Origin of the sequence: Vreelandella songnenensis, assembly GCF_003002925.1 — a bacterium.
Classification (GTDB): Bacteria; Pseudomonadota; Gammaproteobacteria; order Pseudomonadales; family Halomonadaceae; genus Vreelandella; species Vreelandella songnenensis.
Map to the genome: position 1 here is coordinate 413,795 of NZ_PVTK01000001.1, position 18,559 is coordinate 432,353.

At 61.7% G+C, this 18,559-nt stretch carries 17 protein-coding genes; 7 read left to right on the forward strand and 10 right to left on the reverse strand.

Annotation, left to right across the window (positions count from 1 at the left end):
- Positions 1-30 precede the first annotated feature (30 nt).
- From B0H98_RS01780 to B0H98_RS01805, 6 genes are read left to right on the forward strand one after another with little or no spacing between them, the layout of a single operon-like run.
- Complete coding sequence (locus tag B0H98_RS01780; RefSeq protein ID WP_106373354.1) at positions 31-951, forward strand: branched-chain amino acid ABC transporter permease; 921 nt, start codon at positions 31-33, stop codon at positions 949-951.
- A complete protein-coding gene (locus tag B0H98_RS01785; protein WP_106373355.1) occupies positions 944-1,987 on the forward strand; it encodes a branched-chain amino acid ABC transporter permease in 1,044 nt (347 codons plus the stop codon). Before B0H98_RS01780 ends, B0H98_RS01785 begins: the two co-directional genes overlap by 8 nt.
- Positions 1,980-2,732, forward strand: a complete 753-nt coding sequence (locus B0H98_RS01790) for an ABC transporter ATP-binding protein (protein WP_106373356.1) — start codon at positions 1,980-1,982, stop codon at positions 2,730-2,732. Before B0H98_RS01785 ends, B0H98_RS01790 begins: the two co-directional genes overlap by 8 nt.
- Positions 2,725-3,405: an ABC transporter ATP-binding protein gene (locus B0H98_RS01795; protein ID WP_106373357.1), complete on the forward strand. Its 681-nt coding sequence runs from the start codon at positions 2,725-2,727 to the stop codon at positions 3,403-3,405. The genes B0H98_RS01790 and B0H98_RS01795 overlap by 8 nt, the downstream gene beginning before the upstream one ends.
- 25 nt (positions 3,406-3,430) lie before the next feature.
- Positions 3,431-3,835, forward strand: a complete 405-nt coding sequence (locus B0H98_RS01800) for an acyl-CoA thioesterase (protein WP_106373358.1) — start codon at positions 3,431-3,433, stop codon at positions 3,833-3,835.
- Between the two features lie 14 nt (positions 3,836-3,849).
- Positions 3,850-4,257 (forward strand): RidA family protein, encoded by a 408-nt coding sequence (locus tag B0H98_RS01805; RefSeq protein ID WP_106373359.1) that lies wholly within the window; start codon positions 3,850-3,852, stop codon positions 4,255-4,257.
- A 58-nt stretch (positions 4,258-4,315) separates the two neighbouring features.
- Here the strand turns inward: B0H98_RS01805 and B0H98_RS01810 are convergent, their stop codons facing one another.
- From B0H98_RS01810 to yrfG, 8 genes are all read right to left on the reverse strand, one after another.
- On the reverse strand, positions 4,316-5,170 hold the full coding sequence (locus B0H98_RS01810; RefSeq protein WP_106373360.1) for an alpha/beta hydrolase: 855 nt from the start codon (positions 5,168-5,170) through the stop codon (positions 4,316-4,318).
- A gap of 11 nt (positions 5,171-5,181) precedes the next feature.
- A complete protein-coding gene (locus B0H98_RS01815) occupies positions 5,182-5,685 on the reverse strand; it encodes a disulfide bond formation protein B (RefSeq protein ID WP_106373361.1) in 504 nt (167 codons plus the stop codon).
- Positions 5,682-7,322 (reverse strand): glutamate--cysteine ligase, encoded by a 1,641-nt coding sequence (gshA, locus tag B0H98_RS01820; RefSeq protein WP_106373362.1) that lies wholly within the window; start codon positions 7,320-7,322, stop codon positions 5,682-5,684. Before gshA ends, B0H98_RS01815 begins: the two co-directional genes overlap by 4 nt.
- 176 nt (positions 7,323-7,498) lie before the next feature.
- Positions 7,499-9,838, reverse strand: a complete 2,340-nt coding sequence (locus tag B0H98_RS01825) for a Tex family protein (protein WP_106373363.1) — start codon at positions 9,836-9,838, stop codon at positions 7,499-7,501.
- A gap of 164 nt (positions 9,839-10,002) precedes the next feature.
- Positions 10,003-11,559 (reverse strand): phosphoenolpyruvate carboxykinase, encoded by a 1,557-nt coding sequence (locus B0H98_RS01830; protein WP_106373364.1) that lies wholly within the window; start codon positions 11,557-11,559, stop codon positions 10,003-10,005.
- Between the two features lie 311 nt (positions 11,560-11,870).
- The gene (hslO, locus tag B0H98_RS01835) at positions 11,871-12,746 is read right to left on the reverse strand and encodes an Hsp33 family molecular chaperone HslO (protein ID WP_106373365.1); all 876 of its coding nucleotides are present in this window, start codon (positions 12,744-12,746) and stop codon (positions 11,871-11,873) included.
- A gap of 88 nt (positions 12,747-12,834) precedes the next feature.
- Positions 12,835-13,224, reverse strand: coding sequence for a ribosome-associated heat shock protein Hsp15 (gene hslR / locus B0H98_RS01840; protein WP_106373366.1), 390 nt, complete (start codon positions 13,222-13,224; stop codon positions 12,835-12,837).
- A complete protein-coding gene (yrfG, locus tag B0H98_RS01845) occupies positions 13,224-13,901 on the reverse strand; it encodes a GMP/IMP nucleotidase (protein WP_106373367.1) in 678 nt (225 codons plus the stop codon). Before yrfG ends, hslR begins: the two co-directional genes overlap by 1 nt.
- Positions 13,902-13,973: 72 nt before the next feature.
- Between yrfG and nudE the strand changes: the two genes are divergently transcribed.
- A complete protein-coding gene (gene nudE, locus B0H98_RS01850; RefSeq protein WP_106373368.1) occupies positions 13,974-14,585 on the forward strand; it encodes an ADP compounds hydrolase NudE in 612 nt (203 codons plus the stop codon).
- A gap of 1,026 nt (positions 14,586-15,611) precedes the next feature.
- Here nudE and B0H98_RS01855 read toward each other — a convergent pair.
- Together B0H98_RS01855 and ilvD are read right to left on the reverse strand one after the other, a co-directional pair.
- Positions 15,612-16,667, reverse strand: a complete 1,056-nt coding sequence (locus tag B0H98_RS01855; RefSeq protein WP_106373369.1) for an oxidoreductase — start codon at positions 16,665-16,667, stop codon at positions 15,612-15,614.
- 18 nt (positions 16,668-16,685) lie between these two features.
- The gene (gene ilvD / locus B0H98_RS01860; protein ID WP_106373370.1) at positions 16,686-18,530 is read right to left on the reverse strand and encodes a dihydroxy-acid dehydratase; all 1,845 of its coding nucleotides are present in this window, start codon (positions 18,528-18,530) and stop codon (positions 16,686-16,688) included.
- Positions 18,531-18,559: the final 29 nt, after the last annotated feature.

Below are 18,559 nucleotides of genomic sequence, written 5' to 3' on the forward strand. Positions count from 1 at the left end.
CTTCTCTTCACTCGGTCAAGGATACCCAACGTGTCCGTTACTCTGCTAATCGAGCAATTACTTAACGGCGTGCAGCTTGGCACGATGCTGTTTCTGATGGCCAGCGGCCTTACCCTCGTGTTCGGCGTGATGGGGCTGATCAACCTGGCCCACGGCTCCTTCTACATGGTGGGCGCTTACGCGACGGCAGCGGTGACCGCCTCAACCGGCTCTTTTCTGACAGGGCTGGCCGCGGGCATGGCAGCAGCAGCCGTGGCCGGGGCACTGGTGGAGCTGATCGTGATACGCAGGCTCTACCATCGCCCGCACCTGGACCAGGTGCTGGCTACCTTCGCGCTGATTCTCATCTTTTCGGAAGGCACGCGCTGGATTTTCGGCTCGTCCCCCTTGCGACTCAGCCCGCCATCCTGGCTGACCGGTTTCGTGACGCTACCCGGTAATACTCGCTATCCCATTTATCGGCTGGTATTGATCGGCGTGGGTATCGTCATTGCCATTGCGCTCTACGTTCTGATTTCCAGAACGCGCCTGGGGATGCGTATCCGCGCCGGCGAAAGCGACCGCGAGATGATCGGTGCGCTGGGGGTGAACATCTCCAAGCTCTATACGGTAGTGTTTGCTCTCGGCGCGGGCCTTGCCGGGTTGGCGGGGGCGCTGGTGGGCGCCCTGCAGTCGGTACAGGTGGGCATGGGCGAGCCGGTGCTGATTCTGGCCTTCGTGGTGATCGTCATCGGCGGCATCGGGTCGATCAAGGGCGCACTGTTGGGCGCCTTGCTGGTCGGCGTGGTGGATACTCTCGGGCGCGTCTATCTGCCGATCTTCTTTCGTGCGTTCATGCCGCCATCCGAGGCATCCGGGGTAGGCGCTGCGCTGGCAGCCATGCTGATCTATATCCTCATGGCGATCATTCTTGCGTTCAAGCCAAAGGGACTGTTCTCCGCTCATGATTAACACGACTTCCCAACGCGCCCCCGGTGCCGTAAAGGCTCCCGGAACCGAGCGCCATTTTGATCGCAAGGGGCTTGTGCAGATGACCCTGCTTGGCCTGCTGCTGATACTCCCGGTGGTGGCCTATTTTCTGGGGCATCTCTACTACGTCAATCTGGCCTCACGTATTACCATCATTGCCATGGCGGCGGTGGGCCTTAACCTGGCGATTGGCTATGGCGGCATGGTGAGCTTCGGGCATGCGGCCTACTTTGGCCTGGGCGGTTACGTCGCCGGTATCAGCGCTTACCACGCCTTTGACTTCACGCCTTTCATGAGCTGGCCCATCAGCGTACCGGGCAGCGATAACCTGCTGGTCATCTGGCTGGCAGCGGCGTTGCTGTGTGCGCTGCTGGCACTGGTGATCGGCGCCATTTCGCTGCGCACCACCGGGGTGTATTTCATCATGATCACTCTCGCCTTTGCCCAGATGATCTACTACTTCGCCAACTCCTGGCCAACCTACGGCGGCGAGGACGGCCTGCCGATCTATATTCGCAACACGCTGCCGCTTTTGGATACCGGCAACGCGCTGACCTATTTTCTGATCTGTTTCATCGGCCTGATACTGGCCATGGCGCTGACTTCACGGCTGATGAAATCGCGCTTTGGCGCAGCGCTGACCATGGCAAGGCTCAACGACGTCCGTCTGGCTACGTCGGGTATCAGCCCCTACCCCATTCGTCTGGTGGCTTTCGTCATCTCCGCGGCCATTACCGGGCTTGCCGGGGCGCTGTATGCCGACTTGAACGGCTTTGTCAGCCCGACCGTGCTCAGCTGGCATTTTTCCGGCGAGCTGATGGTCATCGTGATTCTGGGCGGTGTCGGGCGGCTTTATGGCCCGCTTGCCGGGGCGGTGCTGTTCGTGATGATGGAAACCCTGCTGGGCGGTATCACGCAGTACTGGCAGCTCTTCCTGGGGCTGGTGCTGCTGGGCGTGGTGCTGTTTGCCCAGCACGGTGTCATGGGGCTACTGGCCGGGAGAGAACGCAATGAGTGACGCCGTTCTATCACTACATCACCTGCATAAGCGCTTTGGCGCCCTGCACGCGACCAACGATGTCTCGCTGGATCTCAGGCCGGGAGAGATCCATGCCCTGATCGGCCCTAACGGCGCCGGCAAATCGACCCTAATCGGCCAGATTGCCGGCAACATCCGCCCGGACGAAGGCAGCGTTCATCTGGCGGGTACCGCGATCACTAGCATGAGCGTGGCCCAGCGCGCCCGCCTCGGGCTCGGGCGCAGCTTTCAGGTGTCGTCGCTTGCCGAGCCGCTTTCGGTGATGCGCAACGTGATGATGAGCGTGCAGGCGCTGCAGGGGCACAGTTTCCGGTTCTTCAAGCGCGTCTCCCGCGATGCGGCCCTGCTTGAACCCGCCTACCAGGCGCTGGAGCACATGCAGCTTTCCCATCGCGCCTGGACGCCGGTGTTCGAGCTTTCCCACGGCGAGCGCCGCCAGGTGGAAGTTGCTTGCGCTCTGGCGCTCAAGCCCCGTGCTCTGCTGCTCGATGAGCCCATGGCGGGTCTCGGGCCGGAAGGCTCGGCCAAGCTGACGGAGCTTCTCGAAGTGCTCAAGCGGGAAGTGCCGATCCTGCTGATCGAGCACGATATGGAAGCGGTGTTTCGCCTGGCCGACCGCATCTCGGTGCTGGTCTCGGGTAGCGTCATCGCCCACGGCGATAGCCATACGATCAAGCAGGACCCGCGCGTGCGTGAAGCCTACCTGGGAGATTCCAATGCTTAGAGTTGCCGATATCGAAACGTTCTACGGCCCCTCCCAGGCGCTGTTCGGTGTAAGCCTCGAGGTAAAGGCGGGCGAAATGGTGGCCTTGATGGGCCGCAACGGCATGGGCAAGACCACGACCATCCGTTCGGTGTTCGGCCTTACACCGGCAAGCCGCGGCACTATCGAGTTTGAATCGAAGGATCTGCGCCGTCTGCCCGCTTACCGCATTGCCAAGGCGGGGCTTGGCTTGGTGCCGGAGGGGCGGCGCTGCTTTCCCAACCTCACGGTGCGTGAAAACCTGCTGGTCACCGCTCGCCCGGGGGAGTGGACGCTGGATAAGGTGGAGGCGCTGTTCCCGCGCCTGGAAGAGCGCCGTACCCAGATGGCCAAGACGCTTTCTGGCGGTGAGCAGCAGATGCTGGCCATTGGCCGAGCGCTGATGACCAACCCACGCCTTTTAGTGCTCGACGAGGCTACCGAAGGGCTGGCCCCGGTCATTCGTCAGGAAATCTGGCGGGCGATTCGCCTGCTCAAGGAGCAGGGCCAGGCCACTCTGCTGGTCGATAAGTCATTGAGCGAAATACTGCCGATTGCCGACCGCTGCACCATTCTAGAGAAAGGCTGCACCGTGTGGGACGACAGGCCCGCCGCCCTGGACGCCACCGTTCGCGACCGTTACCTGGGCGTGTAGCCGAACCACCGAGCAAAGAGACATGATGCCTTTTACCACACAGCGAAAAGTCCGTTTTCAGCACTGCGACCCGGCAGGGATCGTGTTTTACCCGCGTTATTTCGAGATGATAAATTCAGTGGTCGAAGACTGGTTCGAAGAGGTCTTGCACCACGACTTCAATCATCTGCATGTTGAAACCGGCCAGGGCGTGCCTACGGTCTCGATCGAGACTCAGTTCCATGCGCCGAGCCGCCTGGGCGAGCGGCTCAGGTTCGAGCTTGCGGTAGAGGCCATCGGCCGCAGTAGCCTGACCCTTCAAATCTCGGCTTACTGCGGTGAGCAGAAGCGACTGACCAGCCGCTCCACCCTGGTGTTCATGGATCTCGATAGCGGACAATCGATGCCCTGGGTCGAAGGGATACGCCAGCACATTACCGTAGATAACTGATAAGGATAATTCTCATGAGCGACGCCAGCTTTGTAAAGCTTCTTCACCCTTCCCACTGGAAGCCCGCCATCGGCTACGCCAATGGCGTGGTGGCTTCCGGGCAGACGGTGTTTGTAGGGGGGCAGATCGGCTGGAACGCCGACCAGCGCTTCGAGAGCGACGACTTTGTCGCGCAGGTGAATCAGGCGCTGCAAAACATTGTAAGCATTCTGAAAGAAGCCAATGCCGGGCCGGAGCATCTTGTTCGCTTGACCTGGTATGTCACGGATAAACGGGAGTATCTGGCACGCCTCAAGGAAGTGGGCGCGGCCTACCGCGAGGTACTGGGCAAGCATTTCCCGGCGATGACCATGGTCCAGGTGGCCGGGCTCGTCGAGGACCAGGCCAAGGTGGAGATCGAAGCCACGGCGGTCATTCCCTAGGCGCTAATTACCAGTACGTTAATTAAGCCGCCAAATGCATAGCGCCCCTGCCGGGGCGCTAGCCAATGTCGTGAAACGCTTTAATCCATTCAACGAAACAGCCATTTTCCAGGTAGTGCTCAAGAATCGAAAAATGGTCGGCTGACGCCAGCACATGATGTCGAACCGGGTGGCCCGCTTGCGCCAGATGAGTGACGTAATCCGCCATCTGCTGCTCGAACGCTTCGGGCTCCTGCCCGCCTACGGCCAGTTGAACGGGCACCTGCAGGGGTGGCGTCAGCCCCAGCGGGCTGAACTCCTCGATATCGCGTCCGGTCAGTTGAAGCTTGGGCTGCAGCCAGGACCACGGAAACGGGCGCAGGTCATACAGCCCGCTGACACACAGCGCGCCGCGAATGATGTGATTGGGCAGCCCGAAGACACGCTCCCAATCCGTTGAAACCAGCATCGCGCTCAGGTGCCCGCCCGCCGAATGGCCTGACACACTCAGCTGAGCTGGATCTACCTCCAAGGCAGCGGCATTTCGGTATACGTAGGCAATCGCTGCCTGGCTTTGGCGAACCAGTTCACTAAAGCGCACCTGCGGACACAGCGCATAGTTGACCACGGCGACGGTAATACCCGACGCTACCAGGTCATCGACGATAAAGCTGAATTCCCGGTGGCCAAGCGAGCGCCAGTAGCCGCCGTGGTAGAACACGTGCACGGGCGCGTTTGGGCACGGCGCATGAAAGACATCCATGCGCTCGGCCAGGCTAGGCCCATAAGCCAGGTCCAGGCTCACGCGGTGTTTGGCGCGCGACGCTTCGCTGCGCTTGCGCCAATCATGCACCAATACGCTGGGGTCTCGCCCGAGCATCGGGTCGTGAGCCCGGTCAATTTCCTCTTGCGTCGCGTAGTGTCGATACAGCACACCGCTCTCCTTTACCGGCGACGAAACGCCAGCCACAGCATGCGCAGCGGCACCGCCGCCAGAATCACGAACCCGATCAGCGTCCAGGCGGGCAGCGAAAGTCCCAGGAAGGTGAAATCGATCTCGGCGCACTCGCCGGAGCTGTTCAGCACCATGGCGATAACATCGCGCATGGGCAGCACATCCATCATATAATCAAGGCCAGGGCCACAGGACGGCACCTGATCAGCGGGCAGGCTTTGCAGCCAGACGTGGCGCCCGGCAATGAACGCGCCGGTGCCCACTGCCGAAAGCCCCAGCACGCCATAAATACCGGCGCCCACCTTGCCACCGGGGTTATGAATCGCCGCGACGGCAAAGATCAGCCCGGCGCTAATGACCGCTACCCGCTGAAAAATGCACAGCGGGCAGGGCTCAAACCCGCCGATATGTTCAAGGCCGAGCGCGACTGCCATCATCAATACACAGAAAGCCAGACCTGCGAGTGCCACTGGGCGAAGTGCTGCCGGGTTCATTGCCTATCCTCAGAGGGTAACGCCGAGAGCGCGCGAGATTCGCGTGCCTTGATAAAGTACGTTTTCAGAAAGTCAGCAAAGCTTTCCTGGTCGGCCGCTTCGATGTCCCGCTGCTGCTGGTGCGAGGTGTCGATCAACTGGGCCAGCAGCGCTTCGCGCGAGCGCACCATCGGCGTCTGCTTGAGCTTTTCGCCCTGCTCCTTGGCAAGGGCAAGCAGAGTATCGCTCAGGGAGCCGTTGCCCTCTTTCATGCGCGCCAGAAGCTGTGCCGAAGGCGTAAGCGAGGGATCCTCAAGACGCGGTGCAAGTTCATCCAGCGCTTTCGCATGCGGCGCTTCGTCTTCAACGGCGTCCAGCAGGCGGGCAATTTCCTTGAGTTCGGCAAATATCTGCCCGCCCCATGCCTTGACGGAAGTCGGCTGGCCGTCATGAATCAGCGCAAGTTCGGGGTCGCGTCCGCGCTCGACTACCCAGCGGCGGTTATCATCCAGGCGGTCGCACTCATCATCGGAAATCCACGGGCTTTCGCTGAGCAGGCACCACATCAGGAAAGTATCCACAAAGCGCATCTGGGTTTCGGTCACGCCCAGCGGGTCGAAGGGGTTCAGGTCCAGGCAGCGTACTTCGATATACTCGACGCCGCGCGCCTCGAGCGCCTGGCTCGGCGTTTCGTTGTGCTTGGCCACCCGTTTGGGGCGTATATCGCTGTAGTACTCGTTCTCGATCTGCAGGATATTGGCATTGAGCTGCTGCCAGTTGCCTTCCACGTTCACGCCGAGCTTTTCGTAATCGGGCCAGGGCGTCGAGATGGCGTGACGCAGCGTATTGACGTAGTTCGACAGCGAATTGAAACAGATCTTGAGCTGCGACTGGACCTTGTTCTGATAGCCCAGATCCGACATGCGCAGCGTGGTGGCGTAGGGCGCGTAGAAGGTATCGTCGCCCAGAGGCTCGAGCTTTTCAGGCACCTTGCCGTCAGGCAGGAAGCTCTTGTCGATCGCCGGCGAAGCGCCGAACAGGTACAGCAGCAGCCAGCTGTGCCGGCGGAAGTTGCGAATCAGACCGAAGTAGCGCGTCGAGCGGTAGTCGTTGAACGGGATATTGCCCGCGCCTTCCAGCTCACGCAGGGCGTGCCACATGTCTTCGGGTAGCGAGACGTTATAGTGCACCCCGGCAATGGCCTGCATGATGCGCCCGTAGCGTACATCCAGCCCCTTGCGGTAGACGTGCTTCATGGTGCCTACGTTGGAGGTGCCGTAGTCGGCGATGGGTACGCTGTCGTTACCCGAGAGCCTGGACGGCATGCTGCCCGGCCAGATCCACTCCTGCTCGAGGTGGTGGTAGGTAAACGTGTGCAGATCGGATAAAAACGCCAGCGCTTCCCGGGGCTCGGAATAGACCGGGGTGATGTATTCAAGCAGAGCTTCTGAATAATCGGTGGTGATATGCGGGTGCGTGAGCTTGGAGCCCAGCGCAGCCGGGTGCGACGTTTGTGCGATATGCCCCTTTGCATCTACCCGCAGGCCCTCTTTTTCGAGCCCGCGCCGCAGGCGCCCTAAACGCCCAAGGCGGGCACTGGGCAGGAGCCGCTCGATCTGAGCGGTTAGTCGGGTAGATACAGTGAGTGGTTCAGGCAAGGTGAACACTCCTTGTCAGTAAGGCCCGCCTTGCGGGCCCTGGTGAAATCCGGTGGCATCGCCATCATCGCTGTCTTAAAAACTGCCTAAAAAAACAGAAAACAGGATATGGCGGCAACCATGCTTTTTTCAAGACGCCTCTGCCATGAAGCCTAATAAGCTTTCGGGCGATGCGCCTATTTATCCTTGCGTGCCTTTAAAAGCGCCGCACCCAGTGCGCCCATGGGAGCCGCCGTTTCTGCCGGCTTTTGCGCGGCGCGCTTGCTGCGCGGCGGCTTCTGTGCCCCTTGGTTGGCGGGGGCGGCCCCACCCTCTTCACGTTCCGGCTCATCGTCCAGGCGCATGGAGAGGCCGACCCGCTTACGGGCGATATCCACGCTCATGACCTTGACCGACACGATATCACCGGCCTTTACCACGCTGCGCGGATCGTCGATAAAACGGTTTGATAGCGCGGAAATATGCACCAGGCCATCCTGGTGAACGCCGATATCCACAAACGCGCCGAAATGGGTCACATTGGTGACCGTACCTTCAAGCACCATGCCGAGCTTGAGATCCTTGAGCGTTTCCACGCCTTCGCGGAATTCGGCGGCCTTGAACTCCGGGCGCGGGTCGCGGCCAGGCTTGTCGAGTTCGCTCAAGATATCGCTGACGGTCGGGATACCGAAGCGCTCGTCGGCAAAATCCGCCGGCTTCAGGGCTTTCAGCGCGGCGCTGTCGCCAATCAGACCTTTCACTTCACGCCCGCTCTGCTTGGCGATGCGCTCAACCAAAGTATAGGCCTCGGGGTGAACGGCGCTGGCATCCAGGGGGTTATCGGCACCGTGAATGCGCAGAAAGCCCGCGCACTGCTCGAAGGTCTTGGGACCCAGGCGGCTGACTTCAAGCAGCGCCTTGCGACTCTTGAACGCGCCGCTTACGTTACGCTGGGCGACGATGTTTTCCGCAAGCGCGGTGCTCAGGCCCGCGACTCGGGAAAGCAGCGCGCTCGAGGCGGTATTGAGATCCACGCCCACGGCGTTGACGCAGTCCTCGATCACGGCTTCCAGACTGCGCGAGAGCTGCACCTGGGAGACATCGTGCTGGTACTGGCCCACGCCAATGGATTTGGGTTCGATCTTTACAAGCTCCGCGAGCGGGTCCTGCAGGCGGCGAGCGATGGAGACCGCACCGCGAATGGTGACATCCAGATCCGGCAGCTCGCGTGAGGCATACTCGGAGGCAGAGTAGACGGAAGCGCCCGCCTCAGACACCATTACCTTGCTTAACCGGCGCTCCGGCGCCAGCGCTTTTAAGAGGTCGCCGGCCAGTCTGTCGGTCTCCCGACTGGCGGTGCCGTTGCCCACGGCAATCAGCTCCACGCCGTGCTGCTTGACCAGCTTGGCGAGCACGGAAAGCGACTCGTCCCAGCGGTTCTGCGGCGCGTGGGGGTAGATAGTGGCCTGATCGATAAACTGCCCGGTGGCATCCACCACGGCCACCTTGCATCCGGTGCGCAGGCCCGGGTCGAGCGCAAGCGTGACTTTCTGCCCGGCCGGTGCAGCCAGCAGCAGGTCCTTCAGGTTGGCAGCAAATACCTCGATAGCAGTGAGCTCTGCCTGTTCACGCAGACGGCTCAGCAGCTCGGTTTCAAGCGCGGTGTATAGCTTCACTCGCCAGGTCCAGCGGACTACCTCGCCCAGCCACTTATCCGCAGCGCGGCCTTCATCGCTGATACCCACTTGGCGGGCAATGGCCACCTGGGCCGGATGCACCGGGGCGTCCTCTTCGCCGGGCAGACGAATGGCGAGGCTCAGCACGCCTTCGTTGCGCCCGCGGAACATGGCAAGCGCCCGGTGCGACGGCACCTTGGCAAGCTTCTCGTCGTGCTCGAAATAGTCGGAAAACTTGGCGCCCTCCTGCTGCTTGCCGTCCAGCACTCGGGCGCTCAGCTCGCCCTCCTGCCACAGGCGCTCGCGCAGCCGGCCGATCAGCTCCGGGTCTTCGGCAAAGCGCTCCATGAGGATCTGCTTGGCTCCATCCAGCGCCGCCTTGGCGTCTTCAATCGCGGGTATGTCCCCCTCGGCCGGGCGCAGGTAGCTGGCCGCTTCGGCTTCGGGGTCAAGCGTGGGGTTGGCCAGCAGCGCGTCGGCCAGCGGCTCAAGGCCCGCCTCGCGAGCAATCTGCGCCTTGGTGCGGCGCTTTTTCTTGAACGGCAGGTACAGATCTTCCAGACGCTGCTTGGTTTCTGCTGACTGGATCGCCGCCTTCAGCGGCGCATCCAGCTTGCCCTGCTCGTTGATCGCAAGCAGCACGGCTTCACGGCGCTCTTCAAGTTCGCGCAGGTAGCGCAGCCGTTCATCCAGCTGGCGAAGCTGGCTGTCGTCCAGCGCACCGGTCACTTCCTTACGGTAACGGGCGATAAAAGGTACAGTCGCACCGCCATCCAGAAGCTCTACCGTGGCCGCGACCTGTTGGTGACGCACGCCCAGCTCATCGGCCAGGCGGGAAATAATTCGCTGATTGACATCCATAACGTGCAACTAACTCATGCAGCATTTTTAAGTGCCCACAAGGTATCACAATCGGTCTATCACCGCTTTATCTGGAGGCGACGCCGCGGGCCATTATCACGCTTGGGTATCCATACAGCAGAAGGCCGCCCGGAGGCGGCCTTCTGGCACTGCTGGTGCGGCAATCAGGTCAGCTGCGGGCCGGCCTTGATGATCGCTTCGCTTACACCTTCGAACTTCTTGAAGTTGTCCACGAACTTGGTGGCCAGGTCTTTCAGGTGGCGGTCGTAGGCGTCACGGTCGGCCCAGGTGTCGCGCGGGTCGAGCAGGCTTGAATCAACGCCCGGTACGGCTACCGGCACCTGCAGGTTGAGGCCTTCGATGTGCTTGGTTTCCACATCGCGCAGCACGCCGGACTGGATGGCGCTGATGATGGCGCGGGTGGTCGGAATGGAGAAGCGTGAGCCGCCTTCACCGTAAGCACCGCCGGTCCAGCCGGTGTTGACCAGGTAGACCTGAGCGTCTTTCTTGGCCACACGCTTGATCAGAAGGTCCGCGTACTCACGCGCCGGACGCGGGAAGAACGGTGCGCCGAAGCAGGTAGAGAACGTGGCGGCCAGGCCTTCGGACGAGCCCATTTCCGTCGACCCGACCTTGGCGGTGTAGCCGGACAGGAAGTGGTAGGCGGCGGCTTCCTTGGAAAGCACGGAAACCGGCGGCAGCACGCCGGACATGTCGCAGGTCAGAAAAACGATGGCATTGGGCTCACCGGCCAGATTTTCCGGCACGCGCTTTTCAACGTGCTCGAGCGGGTACGCGGCGCGAGAGTTCTGGGTCAGGCTGTCGTCGGCGTAGTCCGGCTCCAGGCGGTCGTTAAGCACCACGTTTTCCAGCACGGTGCCGAACTTGATGGCGTTCCAGATGACCGGCTCGTTCTTCTCGGAAAGATCGATACACTTGGCGTAGCAGCCGCCTTCCATGTTGAAGACGATGTCGTCGCCCCAGGCGTGCTCGTCGTCACCGATCAGGTAGCGGGCCTGGTCGGCGGAGAGCGTGGTCTTGCCGGTGCCGGAAAGGCCGAAGAACAGGCAGGTTTCGCCATCTTCACCCACGTTGGCCGAGCAGTGCATGGGCAGTACGTCGGCCGCCGGCAGCAGGAAGTTCTGTACCGAGAACATGGCCTTCTTCATTTCACCGGCGTAGCGCATGCCGGCGATCAGCACCTTCTTCTCGGCGAAGTTGATGATCACGCAGCCGTCGGAGTTGGTGCCATCGCGGCTCGGGTCGCACTCGAAACCTGCCGCGTTGAGAATGACCCACTCGTCTTTAGCCGCCGGGTTGTAGGCCGTTGGGCGAACGAACATGGTGCGGCCGAACAGGTTCTGCCAGGCAGTTTCGGTGTTCACACGAACCGGCAGGTAGTGAGTGGAATCGCTGCCCACGTGGAGTTCAGAGACGAAATACTCACGGCTACCCAGGTAATCTTCCACCCGCGCCCACAGGGCATCGAACTTTGCGGCGTCGAACGGACGGTTGACGCTGCCCCAGTCAATGCTGTCGCGGGTTCCGGGTTCATCGACGATAAAGCGGTCTTTCGGTGAACGCCCGGTGCGTACGCCGGTATTGACTACCAGAGCACCATCAGCCGACAGGCGGCCTTCACCACCGGCCACGGCGCGCTCGATCAGTTCGGCGCTGCTGAGATTGACGTGGGCTTGGGGAGCGGCTTGAGTCGTGGTCATGTCGATTCCTGGGCCTTGCGGCCGTTTCTCTCGTTACCGGGCGTCATCGACGCCGTTAAAAGGTCGTCCCAGCGATGTAAAACTGGCTGGGGATGCTGAAGTGTGGCGCATTATTGCAAAAAGAAAGCCCCCGCGAAACGGGGGCTTGCATCAAACATTTTGTAGTTAAACTACTACAAGGACACAATATTTTGTGTTGCGGCGCAGTATTTTTTCAAACAAGTGTTTGGCAACCAGGCCAAACACGTTGTAACTGCTGACACTTTGCACACCTTGCACTGACGCCTCCACTTACCTGGGCGACTACATAATCAGTGAATAACCGGCGCCGGTGCTTCAGGGTCATCCAACATGGCTTCAATATCCACCGCAGTGTAGTGATATTTCGTGTGGCAGAAGTGGCACTGGGTATCGATGGCACCCTGTTCCTGAAGAATATCGCGCAGTTCATCAGCGCCCAGCGTCAGCAGTGCGCCGGCCATCCGCTCCCGTGAGCAGGTGCAGCCAAAGCGCAACGCCTTGGGTTCGAAAACGCGCACGGTTTCTTCGTGGTAGAGGCGATACAGCACTTCGCGCTGCTCAAGACCCAGAATCTCTTCGGGCTTGATGGTTTCGGCCAGGTGCACGCTGCGCTCCCAGGCATCGACATCCTGATTCTGCGACTCCTCGGGCAGGCGCTGCAGTAGCAGGCCGCCGGCGCGCTCGCCGTCCGCCGCCAGCCATAGCCGGGTGGGCAGTTGCTCGGACTGGCTGAAGTAGGCTTCCAGGCAGCCACTGAGCGTTTCATGGTCCAGCGCTACAATGCCCTGATAGCGATTGCCATCCTTCGGGTCCAGAGTAATCACGATCTGGCCTTCACCTACCAGCTCGCGAAAGCTCGCCTGCTCGCTGGGCAGGTGGCTGTCTTCCGCAATCCGGGCAATCGCGCGCAGCTCGCCACCCGGGTTGGATTCGGCCATCAAGAGCGAAAGCACGCCCTGGCCGCGCACCTCGATACTCAGGGTTCCGTCGAGCTTGACGGTATCGGTCAATAGCGCAACCGCCGCCAGCAGCTCGCCGAGCAGTTCATTGACGGCGCCCGGATAGGCATGGCGCGACAGCACTTCGTGATAGGCAGTGGACAGCGTGACGATTTCGCCGCGCACGTTGGTGTGGTCAAACATGAAACGCTGAATCTGATCAGACATTGAAGGGTCCTGGGTATAAATGTATGCAAACAAGAAGCGGCCGGGGTGATGGCATGACGATACCCAGGCCGCGTAACGGCGGGAGCGGCTACTCGCCGGGCTGGCGCTGGAAGCGCTGTATGTCGCGGCGCTGCTTTTTATCCGGCCGCTTTAGCGGGTGCTGCATGACTTCATTGGTCAACCGGCGCGCCTCGGCTTCACGCGCGCGGCGTTCGCTGCTTTCGGTGGTTTCGGCGTACAGCTTGCGCGCCTCGGGGGCGCCGCGGCGCTGATCTGAAAGGGCGATGACTTCGACCTCGTAGACATCCCACCCTTGCGGTACGCGAATCAACGCGCCCAGCTCTACATTCTTGCTGGTTTTGACACGGGCACCGTCGTAGTGCACCTTGCCGCCTTCAATGGCTTTCTTGGCCATGGCGCGCGTCTTGAAGAACCGCGCGGCCCACAGCCATTTATCCAGGCGAACGGTGTCGCTCATTAACGCTCTCCTTGCTGCCCGGGCAGATTTTCCGGCAGCAGTTGGGCAAATCGATCCAGGGCGATAAACTCCTGCAGCTCTTTTTCAGGGCGCTGGCTATCGGGCTGCTTGATACCCAGCAGATGGCGAATACCAAATTCACGGGCGCTTTCCAGCACGCGGGGGTTATCGTCGATGAACAAGGTGCGGGCGGGGTCGAACGGCTCGATGTCCTGAAGCGCAAACCAGAATGCCTGCTCCTCCTTGGCCGCCCCCACGTCTTCCGAGGAGATGATGGCGTCGAGGTAGTTTTCCAACCCCGTGAGCGGTAATTTAAGCGATAGACTGGCTCTATCAGCATTGGTGGCCAGAATGACGCGCGGATGAGCCTGCTTGAGCCATGTGAGAAAATCCAGCGCATCGCTGCGCAGGCCAATCAGGTGCTGCACCTCACGCTTGAGCGCAACCACATCCACGTCGAGTTCACGGCTCCAGTAGGCCAGGCTGTACCAGTTGAGCGTGCCCTGCTCGCCCATGATGCGATCGCGCAGGGCATTTTGCGACGCTTCATCCAGGTGGTGAAGTTCGCGGTAGCGCCGGGGCAGATGATCCAGCCAGAAGTGGCTGTCAAAGTGCAGGTCCAAAAGCGTGCCGTCCATGTCCAGCAGGACGGTATCAATTTCGCGCCAGTCGATCATTGCCGCTCCAGTCTAAAAGAGTAAGCGTGCTATTGTAGCTCAACCCCTTTTTAGCAGCCATGGAGGCGCCTCATGTCGGCATCAGACACTTCATCCAGCTACCCGCAAAAACCCCAGATACTGGCCCGAGAAAGCGTGGCCAAGAGCCGTCTCTTTCACGTCGAAGCGCTGGATCTGCGCTTCTCCAATGGCGAGGAGCGCCAGTTCGAACGCTTGGCTGGTAGGGAAAGCGGCGCCGACAGCGGGGCGGTGATGATCGTCGCCATGCCCGACCCGGACCACGTTCTGCTGATTCGCGAATACGCCGCGGGCTACGAGGAGTACGTGCTCACGCTGCCCAAGGGCCTGGTAGACCCGGGCGAAGACGTGGTCACCGCCGCCAATCGCGAGCTGATGGAAGAGTGCGGCTTCGGCGCCCACCGTATCGAGCCGCTGGTGGAGCTTTCCCTGGCCCCCAACTACATGCGCCACCGCATGCAGGTGATGATCGCCACCGATTTATATCCCAAGCGCCTGCCCGGCGACGAGCCCGAGCCGCTAATCGTCGAAACCCACCCGATAGAAGACCTCCCCGCCCTGCTGCTGCGCGACGATTTTCACGAAGCCCGCGCCATCGCCGCGCTATACATCGCCCGCGACCGGCTGCGTGATGAGAAGCGCCAGAACAGTGCGGATTTGTTGTAATGAGGCATCCGCGAATGGGCAGCGACTAGCCGCCCCGACAGTGGCACCCATGGCATGCTTGTGCAACACATCGGCAGCGCTCTCCGCGCTGCTCCCGCGGGTGCGCCTGGCGGCTTACCACGCGCTACGGTCTGCCCAATCAAACATCAGCGATATACCCGTAGCGCGTGGTAACGAATCTTGCGAGGCACGAGCAAATAAGGCACCCGCGGATGGGCGGCGGTTAGCCGCCCCGGCGGTGGCACCCATGGCATGCTTTTACGCCACACATCGGCAGCGCTCTCCGCGCTGCTCCCGCGGGTGCGCTTGGCGGCTTACCACGCGCTACGGTTTGCCCAATCAAACATCAGCGATATACCCGTAGCGCGTGGTAACGAATCTTGCGAGGTACGAGCAAAATGAGGCACCCGCGGATGGGCGGCGGTTAGCCGCCCCGGCGGTGGCACCCATGGCATGCTTTTGCACCATATCGGCAGCGCTCTCCGCACTGCTCCCGCGCCGGGCCGCCGCTGCGGGTGCGCCTGGCGGCTTACCACGCGCTACGGTTTGCCCAATCAAACATCAGCGATATACCCGTAGCGCGTGGTAACGAATTTTGCGAGGCACGAGCAAATAAGGCACCCGCGGATGGGCGGCGGTTAGCCGCCCCGGCGGAGGCACCCATGGCATGCTTTTGCGCCACACATTGGCAGCGCTCTCCGCGCTGCTCCCGCGCCGGGCCGCCGCTGCGGGTGCGCCTAGCGGCTTACCACGCGCTACGGTTTGCCCGATCAAACATCAGCGATATACCCGTAGCGCGTGGTAACGAATCTTGCGAGGCACGAGCAAATAAGGCACCCGCGGATGGGCGGCGGTTAGCCGCCCCGGCAGTGGCACCCATGCCATGCTTTTGCGCCACACATCGGCAGCGCTCTCCGCGCTGCTCCCGCGCCGGGCCGCCGCTGCGGGTGCGCCTAACGGCTTACCACGCGCTACGGTTTGCCCAATCAAACATCGGCGACAAACACGCAGCGCGTGCTGGTGGGTTTAGAAGTGGGGTTTTAGCGCTATCCAGCGCCGTTGGCGGTGGCTGTCCTGGCCGGCTTCAAGAAGCGTCATGGAACGCAGGGCGGCGTCGATATCGACCGGGGGCGGGGTGTGGCCCTGGATGGCGCTGGCGATGCCTTGGTAATAGGCCAGGTAGTTGCCGGGCTGCGATGGATGCTCCTGGCTTTTCAGCGCTGCGTCTTCTCCCTGCCCGTCGCGAAGCGTCAGCGTGCCCGGGGTGTCTTCGCCCCAGTTTACGCTGGGCGTCTCCCCTGCTTTCAGGCGGTCTTCCTGGGGGTCCAGGCCGTACTTCAGATAGCTGCCTTGCGTGCCGTGGACCCTGAACCGAGGGGTGGGTTCGGCCACCAGCGCGCTGGCGCTCAGGCTAACGCGGCAGCCGTCATAGTCCAGCAGGGCCAGAAAGTCATCGTCGGCCTGGGCGCCGTCACGCCGTGCGCCCTGTTCCAGCAAAATGGCGTTGGGGGTGCCGAACAGCTCGCAGGCCTGGTCCAGCAGATGCGGACCAAGATCGAACCACAGCCCCCCGCCCGCGGCGGCTTTCTCGCGCCAGCGGTCGCGAACCTCCGGCTTGAACCGGTCAAAGCGCGATTCGAAACCGGTCACGCGCCCCAGAGTACCGGCTTCCAGCAAGGCCTTGAGGGTCAAAAAATCGCTGTCCCAGCGGCGGTTATGGAATACCGAGATCAGGCGCTCCTTCACCACGGCAAGCGATTTAAGCTGCCTGGCTTCTGACAGCGTGACGGTAAAGGGTTTGTCCACCACCACGTGCTTGCCCGCAGAAAGCGCCATTTTTGCCAGGGGAAAGTGGGTGTCGTTGGGGGTGGGAATCACGATGAGATCGATATCGTAACGCTCGCACAGCCCTCGCGCCTCGCGCTCGACCTCGACATCCGGCAGATCCGCCTGCACCTTGGCGGCGTCGCTTGAGGACACCGCCACCAGATTCAGGCCGTCCGTGGCCTGAATGAGCGGTGCATGAAACGTCTTGCTCGCGAACCCGTAGCCTACCAGGCCAACATTGATCGTCGACTTCATAACGCTCCTTGCTCGTGGTCAATCCAGTTTGGAAAGGTCGCGCACCGCGCCCTTGTCGGCAGAGGTTGCCAGCAGCGCGTAGGCCTTGAGCGCTGGCGTGACTTTGCGCGGGCGAACCTCGACAGGTTTCCAGGCGTCTTTGCCCTTGGCGTCCATGGCTTCGCGGCGCGCGGCAAGCTCGGCGTCGCTTAACTTGACGTTGATGGTGCGGTTGGGGATATCGATCACGATGGTGTCGCCCTGCTCGACCAGGCCAATCGCCCCGCCCGCCGCGGCTTCCGGCGATACGTGGCCAATTGAAAGGCCTGACGTGCCGCCACTGAAGCGCCCGTCGGTGAGCAGCGCGCAGGCCTTGCCGAGCCCTTTCGATTTCAGGTACGACGTCGGGTAGAGCATCTCCTGCATGCCCGGGCCGCCTTTCGGGCCTTCGTAACGGATGACCACCACGTCGCCCGCCTTTACCTTGCCCTCCAGCACATTGGTCACGGCCTGATCCTGGGATTCGACCACGTGAGCGGTGCCTTCGAACAGCAGGATCGAGTCGTCCACCCCGGCGGTCTTGACCACGCAGCCATCCAGCGCGATGTTGCCGTAGAGCACGGCAAGGCCGCCCTCTAGAGAGAACGCGTGCTCCAGATCGCGAATACAGCCGGTCGCCCGGTCGCCGTCAAGGCTCGGCCAGCGCGCGCTTTGCGAGAACGCCGTCTGGGTGGGCACACCGCCAGGGCCTGCCTTGAAGAACTCGACCGTCTCCGCACTTGGCGAGCGCATGATGTCCCACTCGTCCAGGGCTTGCTTGAGGGTATCGCCATACACAGTGGGTACCGAGGTATCCAGCACGCCGGCACGATCAAGCTCGCCCAGAATCGCCATGATGCCGCCAGCGCGGTGGACGTCTTCGATGTGGTACTTCTGGGTGTTGGGCGCCACCTTGCACAGCTGGGGCACTTCACGCGAGAGACGGTCAATATCCGATAGAGTGAAGTCGATTTCCGCTTCCTGGGCAGCGGCCAGCAGGTGCAGGATAGTGTTGGTAGAGCCGCCCATGGCGATATCCAGCGTCATGGCGTTACGAAACGCGGCCTTGGAGCCAATCGCGCGGGGCAGCAGGTGCGCTTCCTCATTTTCGTAGTAGCGCTTGGCCAGCTCGACAATCTTGTGGCCGGCGTTTTCGAACAGGCGGCGGCGATCGGAGTGCGTGGCAAGCACCGTGCCGTTACCCGGCAGCGCCAGACCCAGCGCTTCGGTCAGGCAGTTCATGGAGTTGGCGGTGAACATGCCCGAGCAGCTGCCGCAGGTGGGACAGGCGCTGCGCTCGACTTCGGCCAGTGTTTCATCATCCACGCTGTCGTCGGCGGCCATGACCATGGCATCGACCAGATCCAGCCCGTGGTCAAGCAGCTTGGTCTTGCCGGCTTCCATCGGCCCGCCGGAAACGAAGATGACCGGAATATTGAGGCGCATGGCGGCCATCAGCATGCCGGGGGTGATCTTGTCGCAGTTGGAAATGCACACCAGCGCATCGGCGCAGTGGGCATTGCACATGTACTCGACGCTGTCGGCGATGATGTCGCGGCTGGGCAGCGAATAGAGCATGCCGTCATGGCCCATGGCGATACCGTCGTCCACGGCGATGGTGTTGAATTCCTTCGCCACGCCGCCGGCCTTCTCGATTTCACGCGCGACCAGCTGGCCCATGTCCTTTAAGTGAACATGGCCCGGCACGAACTGGGTAAACGAGTTGGCAACGGCGATGATCGGCTTGTGAAAATCGTCGTCCTTCATGCCGGTTGCGCGCCATAAAGCGCGGGCGCCGGCCATGTTGCGGCCGGCGGTGGTGGTACGGGAGCGATACTCGGGCATGGTGTCCTCTACATCTTTTTTTTGGCCCG